At 52.5% G+C, this 22,568-nt stretch carries 19 protein-coding genes and 3 pseudogenes; 10 read left to right on the top strand and 12 right to left on the bottom strand.

The genetic code is table 11. The features are described from left to right. Window positions 1–222: 222 nt before the first annotated feature. The 3 genes from KRAC_RS76645 (at window position 223) to KRAC_RS36235 (ending at window position 1,971) form a co-directional block, all read left to right on the top strand. A complete protein-coding gene (locus tag KRAC_RS76645; RefSeq protein ID WP_040445598.1) occupies window positions 223–561 on the top strand; it encodes a transposase family protein in 339 nt (112 codons plus the stop codon). Further along, window positions 555–1,454 carry an ISAs1 family transposase gene (locus KRAC_RS36240; RefSeq protein ID WP_052568838.1) on the top strand — a complete coding sequence of 300 codons (900 nt, stop codon included), beginning with the start codon at window positions 555–557 and terminating at the stop codon, window positions 1,452–1,454. The genes KRAC_RS76645 and KRAC_RS36240 overlap by 7 nt, the downstream gene beginning before the upstream one ends. A gap of 76 nt (window positions 1,455–1,530) precedes the next feature. Beyond that, window positions 1,531–1,971, top strand: coding sequence for a VOC family protein (locus tag KRAC_RS36235; protein ID WP_040445597.1), 441 nt, complete (start codon window positions 1,531–1,533; stop codon window positions 1,969–1,971). Between the two features lie 136 nt (window positions 1,972–2,107). Here the strand turns inward: KRAC_RS36235 and KRAC_RS36230 are convergent, their stop codons facing one another. The 5 genes and pseudogenes from KRAC_RS36230 to KRAC_RS78600 form a co-directional block, all read right to left on the bottom strand. Beyond that, window positions 2,108–2,377 (bottom strand): transposase, encoded by a 270-nt coding sequence (locus tag KRAC_RS36230; protein WP_040446514.1) that lies wholly within the window; start codon window positions 2,375–2,377, stop codon window positions 2,108–2,110. Between the two features lie 270 nt (window positions 2,378–2,647). Further along, window positions 2,648–3,830, bottom strand: a pseudogene (locus tag KRAC_RS36220) (RNA-guided endonuclease InsQ/TnpB family protein). A 180-nt stretch (window positions 3,831–4,010) separates the two neighbouring features. Further along, window positions 4,011–4,241, bottom strand: coding sequence for a hypothetical protein (locus KRAC_RS36215; protein ID WP_157507485.1), 231 nt, complete (start codon window positions 4,239–4,241; stop codon window positions 4,011–4,013). 72 nt (window positions 4,242–4,313) lie between these two features. After that, the gene (locus tag KRAC_RS36210) at window positions 4,314–5,546 is read right to left on the bottom strand and encodes an ATP-binding protein (RefSeq protein ID WP_007916037.1); all 1,233 of its coding nucleotides are present in this window, start codon (window positions 5,544–5,546) and stop codon (window positions 4,314–4,316) included. Between the two features lie 182 nt (window positions 5,547–5,728). Then, window positions 5,729–5,854: a hypothetical protein gene (locus tag KRAC_RS78600; RefSeq protein ID WP_274532176.1), complete on the bottom strand. Its 126-nt coding sequence runs from the start codon at window positions 5,852–5,854 to the stop codon at window positions 5,729–5,731. Between the two features lie 74 nt (window positions 5,855–5,928). Between KRAC_RS78600 and KRAC_RS36205 the strand changes: the two genes are divergently transcribed. Continuing rightward, complete coding sequence (locus KRAC_RS36205; RefSeq protein WP_244422424.1) at window positions 5,929–6,654, top strand: glycoside hydrolase family 127 protein; 726 nt, start codon at window positions 5,929–5,931, stop codon at window positions 6,652–6,654. A gap of 229 nt (window positions 6,655–6,883) precedes the next feature. Here KRAC_RS36205 and KRAC_RS66925 read toward each other — a convergent pair. Together KRAC_RS66925 and KRAC_RS66920 are read right to left on the bottom strand one after the other, a co-directional pair. Next, window positions 6,884–8,199: pseudogene (locus KRAC_RS66925) on the bottom strand (RNA-guided endonuclease InsQ/TnpB family protein). A 422-nt stretch (window positions 8,200–8,621) separates the two neighbouring features. Continuing rightward, complete coding sequence (locus KRAC_RS66920) at window positions 8,622–9,644, bottom strand: IS630 family transposase (RefSeq protein ID WP_157506630.1); 1,023 nt, start codon at window positions 9,642–9,644, stop codon at window positions 8,622–8,624. Between the two features lie 401 nt (window positions 9,645–10,045). Between KRAC_RS66920 and KRAC_RS36185 the strand changes: the two genes are divergently transcribed. The 4 genes from KRAC_RS36185 (at window position 10,046) to KRAC_RS36170 (ending at window position 13,548) form a co-directional block, all read left to right on the top strand. Further along, a complete protein-coding gene (locus KRAC_RS36185) occupies window positions 10,046–10,588 on the top strand; it encodes a CbrC family protein (RefSeq protein WP_007916035.1) in 543 nt (180 codons plus the stop codon). A gap of 37 nt (window positions 10,589–10,625) precedes the next feature. Then, window positions 10,626–11,063: a virulence activator alpha C-terminal domain-containing protein gene (locus KRAC_RS69480; protein WP_157507483.1), complete on the top strand. Its 438-nt coding sequence runs from the start codon at window positions 10,626–10,628 to the stop codon at window positions 11,061–11,063. A gap of 70 nt (window positions 11,064–11,133) precedes the next feature. Then, window positions 11,134–12,045 carry a DMT family transporter gene (locus tag KRAC_RS36175; RefSeq protein ID WP_007916031.1) on the top strand — a complete coding sequence of 304 codons (912 nt, stop codon included), beginning with the start codon at window positions 11,134–11,136 and terminating at the stop codon, window positions 12,043–12,045. Window positions 12,046–12,150: 105 nt separating this feature from the next. Next, entirely contained in the window at window positions 12,151–13,548 is a 1,398-nt protein-coding gene (locus KRAC_RS36170) for an MFS transporter (RefSeq protein WP_052568832.1), read from the top strand. 50 nt (window positions 13,549–13,598) lie between these two features. Here the strand turns inward: KRAC_RS36170 and KRAC_RS36165 are convergent. From KRAC_RS36165 to KRAC_RS63185, 3 genes and pseudogenes are all read right to left on the bottom strand, one after another. After that, a pseudogene (locus KRAC_RS36165) lies at window positions 13,599–14,048 on the bottom strand (ISAzo13-like element transposase-related protein); the annotation flags it as partial. Next, on the bottom strand, window positions 13,984–14,490 hold the full coding sequence (locus KRAC_RS36160; RefSeq protein ID WP_007916027.1) for an NUDIX hydrolase: 507 nt from the start codon (window positions 14,488–14,490) through the stop codon (window positions 13,984–13,986). The pseudogene KRAC_RS36165 and the gene KRAC_RS36160, both read right to left, overlap by 65 nt. Window positions 14,491–15,283: 793 nt before the next feature. Further along, window positions 15,284–17,998, bottom strand: coding sequence for an Hsp70 family protein (locus KRAC_RS63185; RefSeq protein ID WP_007916018.1), 2,715 nt, complete (start codon window positions 17,996–17,998; stop codon window positions 15,284–15,286). A 440-nt stretch (window positions 17,999–18,438) separates the two neighbouring features. Here KRAC_RS63185 and KRAC_RS36140 point away from each other — a divergent pair, with 440 nt between their 5' ends. After that, window positions 18,439–18,921 carry a DinB family protein gene (locus KRAC_RS36140; protein ID WP_007916016.1) on the top strand — a complete coding sequence of 161 codons (483 nt, stop codon included), beginning with the start codon at window positions 18,439–18,441 and terminating at the stop codon, window positions 18,919–18,921. Window positions 18,922–19,090: 169 nt separating this feature from the next. On the opposite strand, the gene KRAC_RS36135 is transcribed toward KRAC_RS36140, so the two are convergent. Continuing rightward, window positions 19,091–19,633, bottom strand: a complete 543-nt coding sequence (locus KRAC_RS36135; protein WP_007916015.1) for a transposase — start codon at window positions 19,631–19,633, stop codon at window positions 19,091–19,093. Between the two features lie 81 nt (window positions 19,634–19,714). Then, a complete protein-coding gene (locus KRAC_RS36130; protein ID WP_244422422.1) occupies window positions 19,715–20,143 on the bottom strand; it encodes a helix-turn-helix domain-containing protein in 429 nt (142 codons plus the stop codon). Between the two features lie 657 nt (window positions 20,144–20,800). On the opposite strand from KRAC_RS36130, the gene KRAC_RS36125 reads away from it, so the two are divergent. Beyond that, on the top strand, window positions 20,801–22,255 hold the full coding sequence (locus KRAC_RS36125; protein WP_007916012.1) for an MDR family MFS transporter: 1,455 nt from the start codon (window positions 20,801–20,803) through the stop codon (window positions 22,253–22,255). Window positions 22,256–22,568: the final 313 nt, after the last annotated feature.

Raw genomic sequence — 22,568 nt, 5'->3', positions numbered from 1 at the left:
TCTTGGTAGGTGTTTCCATTGGTGACAAGCCCGAGACGATAGGTATCTTTCAACAGAGAGAGCCATCGGGATACAACGTAATGGCAGCTTAGCACCCGATTGTTGGTGGAACCTCCTGGTCCAGGGCTTTTTGGTTTACCCGAAAAGAGTGAAAAAGAAGTCATTTCTTGCTACACTTAGGAAAACTCAAAACACCCCTAAGAAAGCGAGAAATGACCTTGGATGTACCTTACCATATCTGACGAAATGAAAAAAGCCTTTCCCGAAGCGCTTCACGTGGATCCCACCTCCTTCTACGCCGCCTTTGCTCAGGTGAAAGATCGACGTGGCAAACGAGGGAGACGTTATCCCCTTCCGTTAATATTGACGCTGCTGCTGTTAGGAAAGCTGGCAGGAGAGAGCAGTATCCACGGGATTGTGGAGTGGATTGACGAGAGAAAGGAGCAACTTCAGGGCTATTTGGGCTGGCCGAGGCGCTTTCCAACGAATTCGACCTACACCTTTGCACTCAGTCAGTGTAATGACCAGGAGATTGCCACCGTCTTGGCTGTGTTGTGCTGAAAGCCAGAGCGGTTGAGCACTGCGGTGAGGAATCTGGTCGGCTTTCCAAGCCAGGTCAAGAGAAGCCGCTCATTCAGACAGCCATGGATGGCAAACAGATGCGAGGAACCTTAGGACACCAGAGCAGTGAGCAGCCTCCTGTCCATCTGCTCTGCCTCTATGAGTGCCAAAGCGGCATTGTCCTCGCCCAACGTGGGGTTCGCAGCAAAGAAAATGAGATCAGTGCGGCGGCGGCCTTGTTGCATCCCGCCTTGGTCAAAGGGCGTATCATTAGTGCCGATGCCATGCATACGCAAGCAAAGTGGTGTGCGGCGGTTGAGCGCTATGGAGGCTACTATCTGCTGATTGCCAAGCTGAATCAGCCACAACTCTATGAAGATCTCCGCGACTTTTTTGAGGAAGAAGACGCTCCCCGCCAGCAGTGGCAGTATGCCAAGAGCGTTCAAAAGGGGCATGGACGTCTGGAAATCAGAGAACTGTGGAGCAGCACGCTGATGAATGACTGGTTTGAGCCGCAATGGGCAGGTGTGGCACAGGTCTTCCGGTTGCGCAGGCACACGACGCATCAAAAGGATGGGAAGGTGCGTGAGGAGATCGTCTATGGTCTCACCAATCTGCCGCCTCGTCTGGCCAACGCAGCACGCTTACTCCAGTTGCAGCAAGCCCATTGGTGTATTGAAAACCGCCTACACTATCGGCGTGATGTGACGATGGGTGAAGATGCCTCTCAAGTCCGTTTGGCAGGGGCTCCAGCAGCGTTAGCAGCCCTTAATGGAGGGGTACTCGCCATGATGGATTGGTTGCAGGTCAACAATGTCGCCTCTGCTATGCGGCATTTTTGTGCTCAGCCTCGCGAGGCCTTGCAACTGCTGTGTGGCAAGTTATCACGGTAATACGGGTAAACCAAAAAGCCCTGCCTCCTGGTCTGAGTTCGTTGACAGGACGGACGACATATTATAGAATGGATATATGGCACTTAAACGAATGGACAACATCGGCATCGTGGTGGGATCCCTCGATGCCGCTATCTCTTTTTTCGCTGAGCTCGGCCTCGTGCTCGAAGGGCGAGCCATGGTAGAAGGCGAGTGGGCAGGGCGCGTCACTGGACTGGGCGACCAGCGCGTTGAGATCGCCATGATGCGCACGCCAGACGGCCACAGCCGGCTCGAGCTCTCGCGATTTATCACGCCTCCTGTGGTCGCCGATCACCGGAACGCCCCAGTTAACGCTCTCGGCTACCTACGCGTCATGTTTGCCGTGGACGACATCGACGATACGCTCGTCCGGCTCCGCAAGCACGGCGCAGAGCTTGTCAGCAGCGAAGTGGTCCAGTACCAAGACGCGTATCGGCTCTGCTACATCCGCGGACCTGAAGGACTTCTCATCGGGCTGGCCCAAGAACTCGGCTGAGTCGCCGCGGTTTCACGTGGATCGCGGCTGGACCAGCCGAGGCCATGGGCGGAAAAGAGGAATAGAAGTAGGAAACCTCGCTACTGAGACCTGTGGTCTTGCGCCTTCTCGCTGATCGAGCGGTTGGTCATGAGAGTCAAGCGGCTATTAGGTCAGAGGGATGGAAGAGCATCTGCTGTTTGAGCAAGGCGACGCCTGCCCGGCCATACGCTTGCCGCTTTAGCAGTTTGAGGCGATGGATAAAGCCTTCCGTTGGCCCGTTGCTCCACGCCAGAGTTAGCCTTGCTTGTACGGCAGACTCCTCTTTGTGCAGATTGCGTGCAAATGCCTGCAGTTCAGGCTCGCCATGCTGCTCCACTTCTTCCAGCCACCCCCGCAGCCGATATCCTTGGCGTTGACACAGCATATGACAAAAGGCTTCCATTTGGCCTGCCGTGCGAACCAGCGACTCGTCGGCTTGGATCAGCCGCGCCCACAGGATGCTCAACGAGCTGTATTTTCGATTGAAGCACCTTGGCAGGCTCGTTCAACACTCGCGCTTGTCCACGGAACAAGGGTTCAGACATCTTCTGCTCCAATAAATGTAGGAAAACGTATGCGAGCATAGCTCTCCCACATCGTTCGTTGTTGCTGCTTCATCCGTAGGTGCCTCAATGTGACCAGCACATTTTTGGTCTTACCCCGCGTCCACAGCCAAGTTTGCGTCTTCGTCCGAGCCAGTACCGGAGACGGCTTGATCAATGAGCCCGATCAAGCGGAGGGCTTCCGCCAGGATATTGAGAGAGGCGTTATAATCTCTATCCTGCTCGAATTGAGCATACGCGCAGTGCGGGTTCTGACAGAGAAACACCCGATCTGAGAGTTGCATGTCTTCCCACTTCCAACCGCAACCGTGACAGGTTTTACTGGAAGCAAAGAAACGGTTGACCTTGATGACGTGCCCACCTCGTTGCTCCACCTTCGCCTTCAGCACGTTCAAGAGTTTGCCTAATGCCGCATCCGAGAACGAACGCGCGAGCTTGCGATTCTTGAGCAACCCGCTTCCGGTTGAGGTCTTCAATGCCAATGATCCCGTAGCAGTTCGCGAGCCGGGTGGTCAGCTTGTGGAGCACATCATCTCTCATGCAGGTGATTCGGTAGTGCAGGCGTGCAACCTGCCTGCGTGCTTTCTCCCGGTTTTTTGAGCCCAGGGTGCGGCGATGCAGCCGTTTGTTGGCCTGACGGAGCTTTTTGAGCGCCGTTTTGAGGAAGGCTTGGTTCTCGACTCCCTCTCCCGTACTCAAGGTTGCTAGTCGGTTCAGTCCGACATCGATGCCACAAGCAGCCGGTTTCTTCGCCGGGATCGCATCTGGAAGTTCGACTTGAATCGAGACAAACCACCAGTCCGCCGTTTTGGTAATGCGCGCACCTGTCACCTTCCTGCCCACAAAGCGCAACTTCTCTGCCATATTCACCCAGCCGAGCTTGGGGATCCAGATCCGATGGTCCCCAAGCTCGAATTGATCGTTGGCCAGATAAAAGCCCCGTTTGCTTTTCTTCTTGCTCTTGAACGTGGGCCGACCGGTCTTTTTTCCCTGTTTCAATCCGTCAAAATACGCGGCCCAGGCGTTTGCCAGATCGAGGAAGGGCTGATCGGAGGCATTCTTGGTGACCTCCCACGTCCAGGGATACTGCGCTCTCCGGATCTCGTTAAACTGCTTCTTGAGCTTGAAGGCAGTCGGTTTTTCACCAGCCTCGTATTGGCGATTCCACTCAGCGAGTGCCCAGTTCCAAACGAAGCGCGAGGTTCCTGCAGCTTTGGCAAAATAGCCTTTCTGCTCTTCTGTTGGATGGAGACGTATCTTATGCGCTCGAGTCATTGCCCACCGCTCCTGATAGACGTCAAAGCCCCTTATCTCTTCCAGTATAGAACATTTTTTCACATCTGTCTATGAGAATGTCCTTTCTGGGCATATTGCCACGCTTTGCCTCCATTCTCCTCTCTTTTTGAGAACCGTTGAAAACTCTTTCTCGAAAAAGAGAAGCGATGAAGAATGCTCTCAAACCGGATTGCTGTTGAGGGAGACCTTGTTTCCTCGAAGCGTTCTTGCTACTTCGTCACGTGTCTGCTGGAGATCAGTTACGGTGAGGGCTTCGGCCAGTGATCCAGGGACAAGGGTCAGAAGTTCGAGAAGTGTGCGGGAGAGGGCTTCTTGCATCACAGAGGGGAAATCCCATAACGTTCCATCTGCATCAAAAGAAATGGTGGTAATCACGGATTTTTCGCTCACTTTCGTCGCATTTCGTTTTGCTGAGAAGGGCAGAGAACGGTGATACACACTTTTCAGAAGACTGTGCTTTCTCTATCCTTCAACCACACTCCAGTCTGTTTTTCCTGTAGCTGACCAACGCTTCTCTGTCAGAGGCGTCTGCTGCTTGCGTGGGGTGTGTGCTTTGAACCGGAGGACGCCCTTACTTGGGGAGAGAGAACGCATTCTTCCACAGCGAGGACATTCCACCAGATTGATGCCGCTGTCGGTAAATCGTTTGAGATCGATGGGAACCTGTTCTCCAGAAAACGTGCAGTTGGGTGAAGTGTTCGTTTGCACCTGTTCTTTCGCAGGTTCCACCGTTTTCGTCATGTTCTGCTGTTCTTTTTCCGGCGCGGTTTGCCGTTCGGGCTCTTTCCCATTCACACCTGGCTCTTCCGCGGATGTTTGATCCTGTGCAAGCGTGGTAGGACCAGCTCCATCAATGAGCTTGAGCGTATCATGACGCAGCACCAGCAGCTCTGCAGCGGACTTGAGCCGCGAGGGGGCCACATCGGTTTCCCCATCCAGATACGACCATTCCAGGGCCGTCACGACCAGCTTCATCAGGTTGTCCATCGTGACGCGGCCTGAGCGGGTCGGGTCAAGGACCGGATGCGTGAGCCAGGTGTAGATCGTGCCTGTCCATTGGGAAAGCCTGAGCTGCGGCAAGAGTGGCCGGTACTCCTGCTCTAGAGTCGCCAGGATGTCACGAACTTCTTCGGAGGTGTGGGAAGCTACGCGGCAGAACGGGGCGAGTTTATCGAAACGGCGACGAAATTGCAGCCACGTTGGATCGGGTAAATCGAATGTTTCCTTCAAGGGAATCGTGTCTCCGCGCCCTGCGGCTACCAAACACAATCCCAGCGGATGATCGTACTGGAGCCTCCCCTGGTCCGTCACTTCTTTGAGCAACATCAGATGCTCAAGCGAGAGGTCGTGTGCATCATCGACAATGAGGAATTCGGTGCCGTATTGGTGCAAGTGTCCCATCAGTTTGGGCTTGCGCGTGCTCCAATGCCCTCGGATCGGGAGACCTAAAGCTGCCAAAAACTGGTCGCCAAATGCCTGCTCATCGTCATTGTTTTTGGGAGCCACCACCGCGAGAACGGATCGTCCGCCAGCCCGTTTTTGGAGGTCGCGGATACTCATGGTTTTGCCAGCGCCCGGATCAGCCACGAGCAGGTGCCAGGAACGGTTGTCCCAGGCGTCTTGGAGCATCTTCTGAAACCTTCGAGCGAAGGCGGTCTCGACAAATATCTCCTTTTTGAAAAGAGGATGAGTCATGAACGTTCCTCCTCGCGCATCGTGCGGACGGGTAAAATACGGGTGGGACGATCCGGTTCAGCATCCGGGACAGGGTCCGCAAGCGTGACGACTTGTGTGATCTCTGCCTCGACGCTCGCTAATCGTTCAGAAACGAGGGCAGGATGAATCTCTGAGCGTTGGCGATCCCATTGACGGGCCTGTTAACTTGCGCGAATCTCTGTGCTGCGGCGATGGCGTGCCGCCCGTGCTTCGTCCTGAATACGAGCACGAGCGGGTAGCCCTTGTTCGCGGGCGATTCTGGCCTGTTCCTCATTGTGTTTACGCATGGCTCTGGCTTCCCACTCACTCACACGACCCCCTATCAGCCCAGGGCTGGCCGAAGTTTGCGACGCATTTATGGATGAGAACCCAGGACAAAGGACTGGCAGCACTGACCTATGCTCCCTGTACCATTGCCACTCAGGTGTTAGGAATACCAGTGCAGATCCAAGTAGATTCGAACTATCCTTTTAGTGAAACAGTACACATTGTCGTCTCAACTGAATGTCCGATACGTTTCCCCCTTCTTTTACGTGTTCCCACCTGGGCTGAGGGTGCTCACATCATTCTGGAGGATGATAGGAAAGAGCCAATGCAACCTGGCACCTATTATCGCGTTGAACAAGAATGGCATCGGCCCACTCTCATTTGTCTGCACCTTCCTATGCAGATACACGCACAAACGCGCTATCATGCCAGTGTCTCGGTTGAGCGAGGCCCTCTCGTCTATGCTCTGAAAATAGAAGAAGAATGGAAGCAGATTCGAGGCGAGCCTCCACATGCTGATTGGGAAGTCCATCCAAAGGTGCCCTGGAACTATGCACTCAAGATGGAGAGGGCAGATCCAGAGCACTCCTGCCGCGTCATCTTTCATTCACCAGGCGCAGTCCCTTTCTCTCCAGAAGGAGCCTCTGTGCATCTGAGGGTAAAGGGGAGGCGAATCCCTTCTTGGACACTTGAACACAATGCCGCCGGTCCGCTCCCTGTTTCTCCAGTCTCATCAGCGCAACCCATTGAGGATCTCACACTGATCCCCTATGGTTGTACGAACTTGCGTGTGACGGAATTTCCAGTACTTGATGAATAGCGCATATAGAAGATAGCAGGCAGTTGGTCTATTCGGTCAACCGAGGTATCGTATTCTTCCTGTTCACGTTGAAGATGTTTTACCACAAGAGAAGGAGAAAGTGCCTCCTCCTCCTCTTGTGGTAAATTTTGGAATGAAATGGCTCTCCCACACTTTTGAAACGTCATGTGCTGCTAACGCAGCGCACCACTCCGTATGAAAAAGAGTTATACTCGAAGGAGTCAGTACCCTACGGCGAAAGCCGAGGGCTTGGAGTTGTGTCTGAACTCCACCGCAATTCAGCATACCTTTTCAGGCGTGCTGCTTTGGCTTCATCGTCCGACACAGAAGGCGCGTACTGACAAGAGGCCCGTTCCTCTCCAGTCTTGCCGGATAAGAAGCGTTCGCATCGCAATGTTTCTTGCACCAACCAGATCGGCATGGAGCGTGTACTGACAATTCTGACAGACGAAGAGCAGGCCCTTGTTGGGTCTATTCTCTTTGCAGGTGTGCCCACATTTGGGGCACGCTTGCGAGGTAGAGTTGGCATCGACCTTGATTGCCATACTTCGATGTAAGAGCGCTTTATAGGCAATCATGCTATGCAACTCAGCGAAGGACCATTTGGAGAAGGTACGATTGGCTTTTCGCTGTTTTGCATTTTTGCCTTTGCGTCGTTTGGTACGCTCTCGAATGTCTGTCAGATGCTCCAGTCCAATCAAGCTTTGAGGGTGCTGTAGGACAATCCGCTTACTCACGACATGATTGGTATTCTGCTTCAACCGTCTCTCTCGTCCACTGATGGCAACGAGCCTTCTTGTCGCTGAACGAGTGCCTTTCTTTTGCAGACGTTTTCTCAGTCGTGCGTAGTGGTTTGCCTTGGGGACAATCTGTTTGCCTGAATGGAAGGTGCAATCCCCTTGCATCGTCGCCGTGACGGCAAGGTATCGCATCCCCACATCCACTCCGGCGACCTGCTTGTGTGTTTCAGGTGTAGGATCAGTCGTCTCAATTGCAAGAGAGACAAGGAGGTAAAATTGTTTCTTGGGCTTGTCATACCAGAGTTTCGATGCACCAATCTCCGCTCCACGCTGGATCAATGCCACATGCTTATTGTAGCCAGTATAGGGGCACGATAACACGTCCCTCAAGGGTCAGGATGCTCACCTGCTGCTCTTTCTTGAAGGTGTAGTCTTTCTTGTACTGATAGGTCAACGTGGGGGAGATGAACTTGGGAGCCTTATCAAGCCCTTTGTAGCGTTTCTTGGTCTTCCCTTCCTTACGATGAACAGCATTGTTCTTGACCTTTGTCCAGAGGGTTTTATACGAGGCTCCAACTTGGCGAGGAACAGAACAGGCCATTTGCGAAGGCAGATGAAAACGGAGGCGGATCTCTTCGTAGGTGGCATCTTGCAAACGAACAGCATTGCTCATCTTGCCATGCGCAAAGGCGTACTGGCTCACATAGTTGAGAGAATCCCGATACGCCAGTTGCGTTGTACGTAATGCCTTGAATTGCTCGGGCGTTGTATTTAATTTGAGTTTCGCTGTTACTACCGTTTGCATACGCTAAATTATACCATAGTTTTCATCTGACTGTCAACAATACATGAGCAGATGAGAGCATGTCTACGGCGTATTCCACCCAAGCCACCGACAAAGGAACGCCGCATTCCTCCCCATGCCTGAAAGGGCAGGGGCATCCTGCGGCGTTTTGGGTGAAATCCCAGAACAAAGATGTTTAGCCGCGTACCGCCTGAGAGTGTGTTCACGAAACTGTTCTGAGGTGTCTGGGCGAACCTGCTGATAACCCGTTTGTGTAGAGTATACACACTGGAACACAATAGCATTTCTTGCCACACACTCGAAGCCTATCTCAAGCATGCTAGCACTATGAATCAAGCATGATTTGAAATAGGCTTCAAGCATGTTACTTCTGGCCAGCCTCCTCTTTCATCCCCTCTATGATGTACCTAGTGCTCCGTTCGTTAAATGCGGTAAGAAAAGAGCCGCCGATAGTGGCGACGAGTCTTGGGAGGCCGTCCCCAAACCCAGGGCTTGGCTCGGTGGTTGAGTTGCGCGGTCGCCACGCGCCTGGCCAGATCAATCTCGCTCGGGTTGGCAAAGCTCTGGCCGGCGAAGGCATCGCGGCGGAAGAGCCGCCACCAGCCTTCTTGCAGGTTGAGCCAGCACGCTCCTTTGGGAATGAAGACGTGGTGGATGCGGGGATGTTCTGCCAGCCAGGTGCGGGTTTCCAGGCTGTTGTGGCTGCTCAGATTATCTGTGATAATGAAAATGTCGCCCGTTGGATTGTCGGCTTCGATCAGTTTGAGCAACTCGATAGAATTCGTCGAGTTGCGCGCGGGCGCACAGCGGGTGAGTTCTTTGCCATCGCGCACACGCAACGCCCCATAGATCCAGGTTTTCTCCAGTCCTCGGCTGTACTCCAGAGGCGCTTTGATCCGGTGCCCATTCGGCGACCAGCCAGGTGCTGGGGGAAAGCTGCGGGGCAAGACCGGCCCTAATTCGTCGGTACAGATGGTCGTCGAGCCTGCGGGTGGGTCGGTGTAGTGGCTGACGACCGCTACCCTTTTGGGACGCGCGTCTTTTTCATCGCTGGTCCCCCAACTGTGGGTCCGACGCCACCGCACCCCTTCGCGCAGCAAGATCGTACGGATCTGGCTGCGTTTCACGGCAATCCCGGCTTCCTTGGCTGCCTGGGCCAGTGCATCCAGGCTCCACTGCGCGGCTTTTTGCTCCTCTCTGGCCTCCAGGCTTCCGTCAGTGTACCTGACCAACCGCCCGGGAGGCGGCTGCTTGGCCAGGGCAATGATCCGGCTGTCATCTTCTGTCGTCAAGCGACGAGGACGGCCGGCTTTGGGTCGATCACCCAGCCCCTCAATCCCCCCTGTCTCAAAGCGGTGCAACCGACGGCGCACGGTCTGCGCGTCACAGTGCAGGGCCTGCGCAATGGCTTCCACGCGTTCTCCATCCCAGCTGCGCACGACCATCTGTGCATGCAGGATCCAATCCGCTGGTCCATGCCGGCTGGCGGCCAGTTTGCGCACTCGCCTCTCTTCGCGTTCATCTTGCGCTGCTCGCGCTCGCAGGATCTTCGGCATCTCTCGCGCTCCTTTCTCTTTTCCACCTTCCTCTCTTCTGATTCTATCACCACTTCACGAACGGAGCACTAGTGCTGCTTTTGTTAAATCCACCAGTAACAAAAACAAGCAGGCTTATCGCATGATCCGGTTCTAGAAGCCAATCCGTTTTGCTACTGCACTTAACGAACGGAGCACTAGTGTAGGTTCAACAAAGCTCGTGTGTAATCTGACCCAACCAGATCTGCACTGTCAGAGCAGGAGGAGCGCCGAGAGATATGGTAAACTGAGGAAAAAGGAGCCTGAGAACCATGAAGAGACAGGAACAATCGCTTTTCCCCACTTTCAAATATCATCCTGATCCCTTAGCGACAGGCACGATCCGGCGACAACAAACCTCCTGCCCGGTCTGTCAACAGATCCGGGCCTACGTCTATGTTGGCCCATTTTATGCTGAGGAGAACGTCGAAGGAATCTGCCCCTGGTGTATTAAAGATGGCTCGGCTGCACAAACCTACCACGGACAATTTACCGACCTGATTGATTGCGACTGGAGGGAATTCGCTCCAGAATATCTCAACGAGTTACATCATCGAACCCCTGGCTATCGCAGTTGGCAATCAGAAGTCTGGCTCAGCCATCACAACGATTTTTGTGCGTTTGTGGGCTATGTGGGATGGAAAGAGATCCAACCTTTTGCCGAGGAGGTAGCGGAGGATCTGGCAAAGATGAAGGCTCTCTATGGGTTCTCGCAAGCCCAGTTGGAGCGATGGAACACTGGTGGTTCCATTCAAGGCTATCTGTTCCAGTGTGTTGTGTGCGGAAAGTATCGTCTTACCGCTGATGCAAGTTAGAAGAGAATCACGCGATCTTTGGCGTAAGCGACTCAGCTTGTTCACAGCCAAAATAGTCACAGACCCGCTGCCTGAGTTCACTCGCCGTCAAAAGCCGAGCAGGTTCGACAATCGTTCGCTTTCCGTGAACCCACTTTGGCTCAATGCGGTTCAGCCAGGGGCTTTTTATGGGCAACCAGCACGGAATGATGCGCACGTCCCCCATTCCCCGTTGATTCAGGTCTTCTTTGCGTCCATCTTATCAAACGCTGAGGTCATTCAATTGCTCGAACAACAGCATACCGCTCACAGCGAGCGACTGGCATCGTATCAACAGTTAGTCCGTTTTCCCTTGGATGCTCTGGTTGGGGCGCCAGGAGTGAGTCGCAGACAGATGCTACGGCGTCTGACATTAGAGCAGGGGGTAAAACGAGAGCAGGCGTATATTGACTGGTTGGAGGAGGCCATCGAAGTCGTGCGCCGTCTTCCAGAGTAAGAGGGAAATATACCTATTGGGATAGGCTCTTAAGTGCAGCCATCCCCTCTGAATAAAAGGAGTCCCATAAGTGGCCCTACTGATAAAAAAGAAAGTGCCCGTACGAGCATATAGTGCCCTGCTCCTCTCAACCCTCTGTTGGGGATTGGCCCCAGTCGCAACGCGCTATTTACTCATCTCTTTCACGCCATTGCAACTTGTCTTGATACGTTTTGTTATTGCAGCGCTTTTCTTCCTCCCCTTGCTCACACCCTTGCGTCGTTTCCATTGGAGCGTGAAGAAAGTCTCTTGGGTCGTATTTTGTGGGGTGGCTGGCGTCATCGGCTACAATGTTCCTGTCGCCTACGGCTTGCGCGTCATTCCTTCTAGCCTGGCAGGTTTGCTGATTGCATCAGAGCCAATCTGGATTCTTCTCATTGCCGCCTTCGTGCTACGTGAAAAAATCACTTGGACAATGGTGATTGGCCTCCTGCTCTCCGTCCTTGGAATAACCGTCCTCTTTGGTCAAGCATATGTTGATGCAACCTGGAATATGCGAAATTTTGCAGGCGCATTGCTCATATTACTCGCGGCGTTCATGTGGGCAATGTATACCGTCTCAGTACGTCGGTTGAGCAAAGAAGTGGGGGCACGTACAGCTACTGCTCTCACGATGATTGTTGGAACGTTTCCACTCCTTACCTGGTGGGATAGCCACACCTGGTCTCTCCTCAGATATTTGAGTGGAGCAGCCTGGATAGCTCTTGTGCTCTTAACCGTGGGAAGCACGGTAGCGGCAACGATCCTCTGGAACTATGGCGTTGCGTATACAACAAGCTCACAGGCAAGTATTTTTCTCTACCTTATCCCTCTCATCAGTATCATTGGGGGAACGCTCTTCCTCCATGAGCACACAAGTATCCTGACTCTTCTCAGTGGGCTACTCATTCTTGGAGGGATAGCACTAGGCCAACTTGTTCGCCCTGGTAGAGCGAAAAATTAGAAAATCCATCGCTATAGACGAACTATACAACCTAACATTTGAGTATCCTCTTAGTCCTATTTTGTTAACTGGGCTACTTTGAGTTCAAGCATGGAAGGGAAATCGATGACAGGCACATACGATCCGAAAAAATGGGGCATCCTGCAAATTATTAACATAGGCACGCTTATGTCGACGCTGGATGTTGGTATCGTCAATGTGTCTTTGCCTACGATGGCAAAAGAGTTTTCCGTCCCCCTGGCTCAGATTCAATGGGTCGCGACTGCTTACCTGTTGACAATGGTTGCCCTGCTCCCATTTTTAGGGAAACTATCTGATATCTGGGATCGGAAAAAGATCTACAGCTACGGATTTCTTGTGTTTAGCATAGGCTCTCTCTGTGTTGCTGTGTCACACGGAATTGTCAGCGTCCTACTTTCTCGCTGCCTGCAAGGAATTGGAGCCACCATGATTATGGCCAACAGTCAGGCAATGCTCCGTCAGGTGTTTCCTGATCATGAAATAGGGCGTGCACTTGGCGTGAACGCTATCGTTCTTGCCGCTGGAACTCTGGCTGGCCCTGCCGTTGGCGGACTCCTGCTGAATTTCGTGCACTGGACGTGGTTGTTCATAATCAATGTACCAATAGGCCTGGCTGCCTTTCTGCTCGGTCGGCGTTGGTTCCCACAGGCGAAGAGTGGGGGGACCAGGACAGCGTTTGATATTGCTGGTTCATTTCTGCTTGCCGCAGGCACTTGCATGCTTATGCTTGCATCCGAAGCGAGCGAGCAGGGTGGAGGATTTACGCCACCAATAGTGTTCGAGGGCGTGGCTGGTCTGGCATTGTTGGTGATTTTATGGTTCTATGAGCGGCATATATCGTACGGTATCCTGGATCGTGAATTGTTCAGCCAGCCTAAAATAGCGCTTGGTAATACGAGCGCCTTCTTCATCAATATGGCACAGACGGCGACCATGATCCCGATCACGTTCTATCTGCAGGAACAATTGGGCTTTTCTGCGGGAGTAACCGGGATGCTCTTGATCTTACAGCCGCTGCTGATGGGAATTGTGGCGCCCTTTGCGGGCTGGTTCCGTGATAAACACGGCGGATTTGTTCCTGTGACTGTAGGATCACTGTTTTGTGCCGCTTCGATGTTGCTCATAGCCTGTTCTCAACATGTGACGGCTATAAGTGTGAGCCTACAACTTGTCCTGTTCGGGATCGGCATGGGACTTTTCCATGCAACCAATAACGCAGAAATCATGAGCGCCTCGCCCGAAGCGAAAATAAGCCTGAGTAGCAGCCTACTTGCAATGATCCGTTATCTCGGTCAAATTGCTGGAATCGGGCTAGCCACACTCCTCGTAGGATCGATGGGGAAGGCAGGGGCGACGGTTGGTATTCCACTGCAGATTTTGTTCTGGATCTGTTTCCTGTGCTGTCTGGGAGTAGCCATAATCAGGTGGATGAGCCTACCAAACAAACTACTGCCCTTTCAGAAACTAATCCGGCCATGGTAACAAAGTAGGATTAGTTAAGGTTGTATCGCTTCTTAGGGATTCAAGAAATATTAACCATCCCGGAGAGCTGGCGCGTGATACGCGATGTCCACGAACCATTTTTCCAAGGAAGGCAAACGCTGAAGTTGGGTTTCTACGGCGTTCATTGCCTCCTTGGTTAGTTTGACACCTGTCTGATAGATGTTCGTCACTAATTTGACCACTGGATGGACCCCTTTCCATGTCATGGTTCTGGCATACTGGATCACGGCGTCTACGGAATCGAGCAAGGAACTATTCCAGTGCTGTTCGAGAATTCCCCAACAGCGTTCAACCGGGTTGTGCTTACTGTGGTAGGGAGGATAATACGCGAGACGGACAGTGATGTGATACTACTTGACAAATTCCACCAGACGCTGCATGAACTGCGTTCGCCGACTGTGGTTCTCCGGTCCGTTATCTAGATTGATGACGAGTGTGGTGATTTGGGAAAAGCGCTCTCTTACGCTCTCCCACCACTTTATCATCTCCAGGCAAGACCCTTTCTAGAACAATTTCGTTTTCGAGAGTCCCTAACTGCGTAAACACCTCTGTATAGATGGGTAGAGCGAGGTCCAGTTGCAGGGCTTCATGGATCTCAAACCAGTGTAATGAGTCATGCTCATCAGGTAAGACATTCCTTGGCGTGTTGGTCCATTCTGTGACCAGATAGATGTACAAGGTATATTCCTCGTGACGCACTGGTTCTTGGCTAGTAAGAACAGTAAGAAGCTTTATGGCCGTTGCAGTCACATCCAGCTCTTCTTTGAGTTCCCTGATCAGGGTTTGTTCTGGTGTCTCGTTGCTTTCTGCATGGCCGCCAACAATGTCCCATACGTTGGGATAGAAGGTGCGATGAGCAGCCCTCTTTCCCAATAAGAGCTTGTTCTCTTTGAGCAGGATACCTCCAACACAGACGTTCACTCTACGTACTCCTCTGCCGCGATGGGGTCCCGTTGATCTGCGCCAGGCTGGCGTTCAGTTTGGTCTGACATACTCTTGCTCCCTTTAAAGTGATCTGTTTCTATTGTAGTGCTGCTTGCCAAGCTTGACCAGCGTTTGGAGTCAGTATATGGAAGGAAAAGAGGATTGCTCACATCTACCGTGTGAGCTTTCGCCACTGGGACTGCTCACTCCTGTCAAATATGCTACGGGTTCGTGTCCCCGCACAGCAGCAACACATGTAAAAGAGGCGTTTTATTGCCTCTTTTTGATCCCTTTGCTCTACCAGAGTATGGCATATGTTCAGCAGGCTTCTGAAGCACTTTTGTCATATCTGGGTTGACATCCAGGAAAACGCAACGATGAGTGTTTATCATCTCTGGGACAATTTCGTTTTCGCGAGTCCCTAAAGCGATTTTAAATGTTGTTTGACATATATATTCGCCACTGCGGCATTACATTTGTCAAAAAAGGAAATGTGGCGAGGATATGTGTCAAAGCAAATGGGGCTTCTCCTGATTTTCTGTCCAGCCCTGATCTTCAACTTTGACTTTCGAGCAACTGGCAAATGCCCTAAAACTTTCGCCATTGTTGCCCTGAATCGTACACGCTTGCCCCGCATCAAGCACATTGGGATACAGTTCCCCAGGAAAGCCGCTTCCCACCAGGAGCATCTTCATGCAATAGTGTAAATAATATGCATTCCGAGATATTTTTGTGCACTGTGTCGCTTGACTCAATACACTCGACAAACGACATACTGGTCGCTTGGGGTTCACTCAAGCAACACAGGGAGAAGCCGAGATGAATAGGATGGGGGTGTTGGGGCAGGTTGCCCTAAAAAGCTGAGGAGCACCATAACTTTCTGCTCGCGCCCGGTGCTTTTGTCACGTGCCGACAACATTGTCCTGCCATCTGAATTAACATCGACGGTAATTTCGATGCGTGGCACGCCGCGTGGAGCGGGTGGAATACCGTCGAATAACAGGCTCCCTACAAGCCTCTTGTTTTTCGCCCCCTCCTGTTCCTCTTGCAGCAAGTGGATCGCTATGCTGGATTGGTTGTTTCTGGCGGTAGAGAATACTCGGCTCTTCTGAGTTGGAAAAGTCGTATGGCGCTTGATCACAGGCGTGAAAACGCCGCCATGGGTTTCGATACCCAGAGCGTGGGGGGTCGCATTTAGCAAGAGAATATCCTTCACCTCACCGGCGAGAACAGCACCCCTGATGGCTGCGCCAATAGCGACGGCTTCATCGGGGTTCACGCCACGGTTAGGTTTGCGTCCAAAGAGATCTCGGATCATCGTTTGCACGGCGGGCATGCGCGTCTGACCACCAACCAGCACTACCTCATTGACATCGCTGGAGCGCAGGTAAGCATCGGAGAGGGCACGCATCACAACATCACGCGACCTCTTGATCAGGTCTTCTACCAATTGTTCTAGTTTGGTGCGGGAGAGTGTCATGGTCAGGTGCTTGGGACCTGCAATAAACGGCAGGTGAATCTCGGTCTGCAGACAACTAGAAAGGTCTTTTTTGGCCTTCTCGGCTGCCTCTTTCAAACGGAGCAAGGCAGCGCGATCCTGGCGCAGATCGATGCGCTGCTCCTTGCGGAACTCATTGGCCAACCAGTTGACGATGCGCTGGTCAAAGTCATCGCCGCCCAGATGCGTATCGCCGTTGGTGCTTTTCACTTCGAAGACGCCGACGTCCAGCAGAAGAATGGAGATATTACAGGCATTTCCACCAATATCATACACTACGAAATATTCATGTGTTTGCTTTTTCCATCCATAAGCTAAAGCTGCGGCGTTTGAAGCAGTAATCATCTCTGCTCGACTAAGCCCTATCATCTCACAGGCATCCTGGATCACCTGACGTTGCGCCGCATTGAAGGAGACGGGAACGGTCACAACTGCCCTCGTCACAACTGCTCCGAGGTAGTTCTCGGCATCGCTCTTGAGTTGCTGTAAGATCACTGCCGCTATGTCCCTTGGGCTATGGGCCTCCTGGTCGAAGCGTTCGATCCTGGGATCATCAGACGTGCTTCCAATGAGCCAATGTAGTGAAAAAACCGTCTGTTCAGGATTCCTGACTGCGTGTTGTTGGGCAGCCTCACCCACAACCCAGCCGAGCGCTTCCGAGCGCGCAGCAATTGAAGGAGTCGCGCGAGCCCCTCCTCTGTTGGGAATGATTACTGGTTTACCATCCTGTAGCACGGCGACGCATGACTTGGTTGTCCCAAAGTCAATGCCAATCCAATGACGACTGTGCGTGAGATGTGGGGGAACGACGGTAGTATGGGGAAGCGTCGTCCGGAGTTGCCTCAACCGGGCAAGCACTTCATCCTTGCCGAAGTGAGCCAGAGCAAGCGTTGGCTCCCAACCAGTGATCCACCACGGTAAGGCGCCGAGTGCCTCCTCTGGCCTCCCGAGTTGAGCCAGAGCCTCGCCTTTGAGGAGGTGGATCTGAGGGAGGGAGTATGGATCAAGGTGGAGAGCCTGGTCACAAGCGGTCAATGCCGCCTCTGGGCGCCCAAGTGCTAAGAGCGAGTTCGCCTGATTGATCAGTTTTGTTATCTCTGGGGGAGTTGTTTCTGAGACCTTCCGTGGATACGCCTGCTGTGCTTGCTGCTCATAGATGGCCTGCAGTTCTTCTGCTATCTGCGCCATAGTGGCTGGACGGTCCGCTGGTTGGGGCTGCAAGCAGTGACTCAGTAGCCTGACCAGCTCAGGGGGCATCGCTGGGATCATTTCATGTGTGGAAGCGTGGCTCGCGAGTGCTTCTCGTGCTGCTGCCCCAATCTTCCAGGTGATCGTCCCCACAAACATCTGGAGAATCGAGACGCCCCAGCTCCAGATATCCGTTTTGCGGGAAAGGGGACGTCCGTAGGCTTGTTCAGGGGAGCAATAGGCGGGAGTCATGCCCCCAAAGCTGACCAGGATGCTTTGTTCTGCCTGTTCCACCTTCTTCCCTCCCTCACCTGCCAGGGTACGCGCTTTCGCCAAGCCAAAATCCGTGATTTTGACAATCCCCTGTTCCGTCATCATCACATTGGCAGGCTTGATATCCTGGTGTACCAGTCCCTGTTCGTGAGCCGAGTGGAGTCCCCAGGCAAATTGGATTGCGACATCCAGGATGCGCAAGAGAGCAGCCTCTTTCCCTCCTTGGTACAGTTTTCGCGAAACAATCCAGTCAGCCAGGCTTCCTCCCGCGACATACTCCGCAAGAATGTGGGGAAATCCCTCCCAAAGGAAGACAAAGTAGCATGCGACAACATGGGGATGCGCTTTCAGATGAATCCACGTTTCCGCTTCTCGAACAAAGTCCTCCTGGCCGCCCGGCTTCACAAAAACCTCTGGTTTGGGGCTCTTTAAGGCGTACACCTGACCCCACCGGCGGTCGTGGACTTGATAGACGTTGCCCATCCCACCTTTCCCCAAAAATGCCGTGACTTCGAGATCGTTGGCGATGGTCTCTCCAATCTTCATGTGCTCGTATCCTTTCAAAGCCCTATCCAGGAACCTTTGTCCCAATGTGCTGGGTTCAGGACAAAAACTGGGACAATTTCAGGTCATTTACTAGTGCAGGTTCAAGTGACCACCTGTGCGAGATAGCCAACCTGTTGGCAGCCAAAGGAGCCACACATACGGTTTATCCTCTGCGAAAAAGCGTCTCCTTGCCTTAGGAAAGCAGTTGGCCGTTCTTTTCCAGAGTGCTCCCACTTCAGGCGAATCAGGTTCGATCTTGACCGCTTTTCATGAGAGAATGAGAAAAGAAGATAATTATTGATTGGAGTTTAGATAAAATCCTTATGAAGTCAAGCTAGAAGCGGCTTGAGCTACACAAATGAGAAAAGGCGTCAAGTGGCTCTGCAAGCCAGTTTACGACAAATTTATCTAAACTCCAATATTGAGAGAGGTTATTTCTCATGACCACAAGATTCACCAACGTTTTCAAGCAGCACCTCTGGGCGAACCTGCAACTACTTGAAACCTGTAGCAAGCTGAGCGAGGAACAACTCGACGCGACCGCAATAGGAACATATGGCAGTATACGAGAGACACTCAAACATCTCTTCGCTGCTGAAGAACGTTATACTTTTCTTTTGACTGGTCAACGATCTGAGCCTGAACTCTCTGAAGAGGCTCCCTTTGTGGGTTTCAATGAATTGCAGCAACGGGCATGCAAGACTGGCGAAGCGCTGATAGCTCTTGCCGAGGATGGTGAGGAGAACCAGGTGATTCATCTCTTTTATGACGAACAGGATCACGAGGTTCCTGCATTCATCGTGTTAATCCAGGCGCTCAATCATGCAACAGATCATCGTTCTCAGATAGCTACCTTGCTGAGTTTGCAGGGGATGAGCCTGCCCCAACTCGACGGTTGGTCGTATTATCGTGCCATGAGCTAGAGGCCGAGAGAATGGCGGTCTCTGCCTTCCGACATCGGACATCCTTGCCTCACTCGTACTCTGGCGAAAAACGTCGTCGGCCACGTGCATCAGAGGGCGAGGCGAATGAGACCTTTTGGGTAAGAGGCTCAGCCTGTCACTGCCTTTCGCCCCTCTCTACAAAGTCTTTTCACGCTACACCAAGTGGCTCAAGCAATGCGCAGCCAAAGTAATCGCAGACTCGCTGCTTGAGTTCACTTGCTGTTAAAAGCCGTGTGGGTTCAACAATGGCGCGTTTTCCATGCACCCACTTCGGCTCGATCCGGTTCAACCAAGGACTCTTGACCGGGAGCCAGCAGGGAATGATCCGCACACCTGTTTTACCCATTTGTGTTTCCTGTTGGACCGCTTGATTATGCTCTCGCAGCCAGGTTTTCACCTGTTTGCTCACATGCCACGAAGCATTATCCCAGATCAGAAGCAAGACCTGCTTGCCTTGGGCATGGACCTGCTCGCACAGCCATTGCAGAAAGTCGATCGTAACGGAACTGACCGGGCGGCCTGCGACAAAACGCAGAGACATCTGTCCGCTGGTGGCGGTAAGCATCCCGTAACAGGCCAGGGCTTTTGGCTCAGCATCGTCTTTCTCTTTGTGCAATTCTTGCAAACGAAGCGGTTTGTCCTGCTCGCTCCAACTGTGCAGATTCGGCTGGCTGAGCCTGCTCCACCACACCTCATCCTGGTAGCCGATCTCCCATCCGTTCCGCTGGGCTAACGCAATGAGAGCGTTACGCCGTTTTTTTTCCGGAGATAGTCAGGGTCGGGACTGGTGATCCAGTGTGCGGGCTCGCTGCCATCCAACGCCAAGGCGCTTGAGGGCGAGTCGAATGGTCTCAATACTCACCAGGTTCTCGGTGAGACCTTGCTCAAAGCACACTTCTGCCGCCAGGGAAAGGGTCCACAGGCAGGTCTTTTTTCCATAGATGTGCGGCGGTTGGTGCAGGATGGCACGCAGTGCTTCACATTTGACCTGATCAAATTGGGCTTGCACCGTTTTGGGCCGCGATGATTCCTGTGTGAGGCACGCTAACCCTTTCTCTTCGAAGGCATGGATAGCGTTGCGCACGGTTTGTGTGGCACAGCCCAGATTCTGGGCAATGACTTTGGGACGTTGCTTTCGGCCGGAGGCGAGCAAAATCTGACTTCGACGTAAGGTAAAGGCATCAGATGATGCGTAGCCCAACTTCTAACCCTGCTCGCTCTTCTGGGCACAACGCTCGAACATACATGGGGGCTTTCATGCCTTCATTCTATCAGGCGTCCCTTCTTTACACAAGAGCTTTAATGAACCTGCACTAGAGACCTTTTACAATCGGGTCCGTCGCCACTCCTCGCTTGGCTATCTGAGTCCGTTGGCCTACGAGGAGCAAGCACAAAAAGATCCTCAAAGGGATTCTTGACGATCCCATTGACCTTTTTACAATAGTTCAGCTTTCACAACTGGACGTTCCACTAAACTGGGGCAGGGTCACCAACCCTTTGTCATATTTTTAGAGAGGAATTGAGTAGAAATCTTTCGCCCTTCCAAAACAAGCGAGCGGATTCACCAAACCAGCGGGAGATCCAGTTTTCACGTCATTTATCACTTCTTTTCTCGAATGTAGCAGATCAGTTTATTTCTTGCAACACAACCGGAATAAGTTCATCAGCAAGACTGTTGCAAGTTATAGCAGGATAAAGTAAACTCAACAGTAAGCCTCTCTATCTAAACGAGGTGCGTCTGCATGCAACCATTGTTCTTTGCTCAAACTGGCGACACTTTGAAGCTGACATCATTCTAACATGCATTGTATTGTATAAAAAATCATATGAATGTCTATTTCCCTGGAGGATTCCTTTCATGAACCGGTTTCGTCTCAATCCGAAGGTAAGTGTAAGCATTGTTTTCGTCGCGGCATTATTTATGAGCATTATGGATGGAACAATCGTTACTGTGGCCTTACCTTCACTGGGTAAACAGTTTCATATGGCAGGCACATCTATTAATATTGTAATGGTAGTGTATATCGTAAGTTTATCAGTTCTTATTCCTGTATCAGGGTGGATGGGAGATCGCTGGGGAACAAAACAGATTTTTTTGTCGGCCCTGGCGCTTTTCAGTCTGGCCTCCGCGCTCTGTGGCCTGGCTTGGAATATTGAGGCACTGGTGGCCTTTCGGGCTTTACAGGGACTGACAGGGGGAGCACTCATACCAGTCGGCACAGCCATTCTCTATCGCACCTTTCCACCATCGGAACGGATTCGTCTGTCAAGCATCCTGATGATTCCAACGGTTCTTGCACCAGCCACAGGTCCAGTGATCGGTGGCTTCTTTGTCGATCAGTTATCATGGCGCTGGATCTTCTATGTTAATATTCCCTTTGGGATCGCGGCAACGATCTTTGGCCTGCTCTACCTGCAAGAGCATCGACAGGCTGCTGATGAACGCTTCGATCTGCCCGGCTTTGTGCTGGCTGGCATCGGTCTGGCTCTGACGATGTATGCATTAAGTGAAGGGGCATCCTTTGGCTGGACCTCTCCGAGCATTATGAGTAGCGCCATCATCGGCCTGCTCTTACTGGCCGCCTTCGTGATCGTTGAACTACGCACACCAACGCCAATGATTGACCTGCGACTGTTCGGCAATCATATCTTTCGCACCTGTACGCTGGTCGGCTTATTCGGTAGCGCGGGCTTTCTGGGCGTTCTTTTTGTGGCCCCGCTCTATTTACAGGAAGGACGCGGCATATCGGCTCTCCTTTCTGGTCTGACAACTTTCCCTGAATCGATAGGTGTAGTTTCATCAATGCAGATTGTTTCGCGCCTCTACGGACGTATCGGGCCGCGCCGCCTGACGATCGGGGGTCTGCTCTGGGCGACCGGGATGATGGTGTTTATGTGTTTCGTGGATGGCAACACGAGTCTTTGGCTGATCCGCATCCTGCTGTTTTTAATGGGTGGAGGCATGGCCTATATGTTTCTCTCCATGCAAACGGCGGCCTTCGCCACAATCACGCCCGCACAGATGGGCAGAGCAACAGCCGTCTATAATGTGCTCTGGCAACTGGGTTCGGCCCTCGGGATTGCGGTAATGAGTACAGTGCTCAGCATCGTCGGACTCTCACGCCCCGGAACGCAGGGCATTCCGGTCCCCAATCTGTCCGCCTATCAGATTGCCTTTGCCGTCGCCGCTGTGCTTGTCCTCATCGGCGTGAGCATTACCCTCCAGATACGCGATAAAGATGCAGAGGCGACGATGAGACATGAAATCTCCGGCCAGGAGGAACCCTTAGAAGTACCAATGCCGGTGCTGTAATACGTGCTTTGCCTCGGTTCTCTATACGCAATCGTTCGACACAAACTGTGAGACTCTGAGAAAGGTGACGACTCCCCACGGCTCCAAGCCTGCCTTCTATACACATTTAACAAAGTGATTTTGCCACTTGGCTGAAGAAGCTGTCTTGGAAAGAAGAGCTGGCAAACAGAGATGTGAAAGCTCAAGCTTCCCGTCCCGCATCTGATGCTGCCTCCCATTTGCCAATGTTAAATGCGTATAGAAGGCAGGGCTCCAAGCCGGGGGCTTCTGGGTAGGGTAGACCGCCAGCGAGGTGCCCTACTCACTTGTACAT

It is taken from the genome of Ktedonobacter racemifer DSM 44963, assembly GCF_000178855.1.
In the GTDB taxonomy this organism is placed as follows: Bacteria; Chloroflexota; Ktedonobacteria; order Ktedonobacterales; family Ktedonobacteraceae; genus Ktedonobacter; species Ktedonobacter racemifer.
Note: the sequence above shows the minus strand (reverse complement) of the source record. Positions and strands in the feature narration are given on the sequence as shown.

Bases quoted from the DNA above. Each gene is read 5' to 3' on its own strand.
- KRAC_RS36205 (WP_244422424.1), top strand. From the start codon at position 5,929: ATGAGAACCCAGGACAAAGGACTGGCAGCACTGACCTATGCTCCCTGT.
- KRAC_RS36230 (WP_040446514.1), bottom strand. From the start codon at position 2,377: ATGCTGTGTCAACGCCAAGGATATCGGCTGCGGGGGTGGCTGGAAGAA.
- KRAC_RS63185 (WP_007916018.1), bottom strand. From the start codon at position 17,998: ATGAAGATTGGAGAGACCATCGCCAACGATCTCGAAGTCACGGCATTT.
- KRAC_RS66920 (WP_157506630.1), bottom strand. From the start codon at position 9,644: ATGGTCGTGCGCAGCTGGGATGGAGAACGCGTGGAAGCCATTGCGCAG.
- KRAC_RS36185 (WP_007916035.1), top strand. From the start codon at position 10,046: ATGAAGAGACAGGAACAATCGCTTTTCCCCACTTTCAAATATCATCCT.
- KRAC_RS78600 (WP_274532176.1), bottom strand. From the start codon at position 5,854: ATGCGTAAACACAATGAGGAACAGGCCAGAATCGCCCGCGAACAAGGG.
- KRAC_RS76645 (WP_040445598.1), top strand. From the start codon at position 223: ATGTACCTTACCATATCTGACGAAATGAAAAAAGCCTTTCCCGAAGCG.
- KRAC_RS36125 (WP_007916012.1), top strand. From the start codon at position 20,801: ATGAACCGGTTTCGTCTCAATCCGAAGGTAAGTGTAAGCATTGTTTTC.
- KRAC_RS36210 (WP_007916037.1), bottom strand. From the start codon at position 5,546: ATGACTCATCCTCTTTTCAAAAAGGAGATATTTGTCGAGACCGCCTTC.
- KRAC_RS36140 (WP_007916016.1), top strand. From the start codon at position 18,439: ATGACCACAAGATTCACCAACGTTTTCAAGCAGCACCTCTGGGCGAAC.
- KRAC_RS36170 (WP_052568832.1), top strand. From the start codon at position 12,151: ATGACAGGCACATACGATCCGAAAAAATGGGGCATCCTGCAAATTATT.
- KRAC_RS36235 (WP_040445597.1), top strand. From the start codon at position 1,531: ATGGCACTTAAACGAATGGACAACATCGGCATCGTGGTGGGATCCCTC.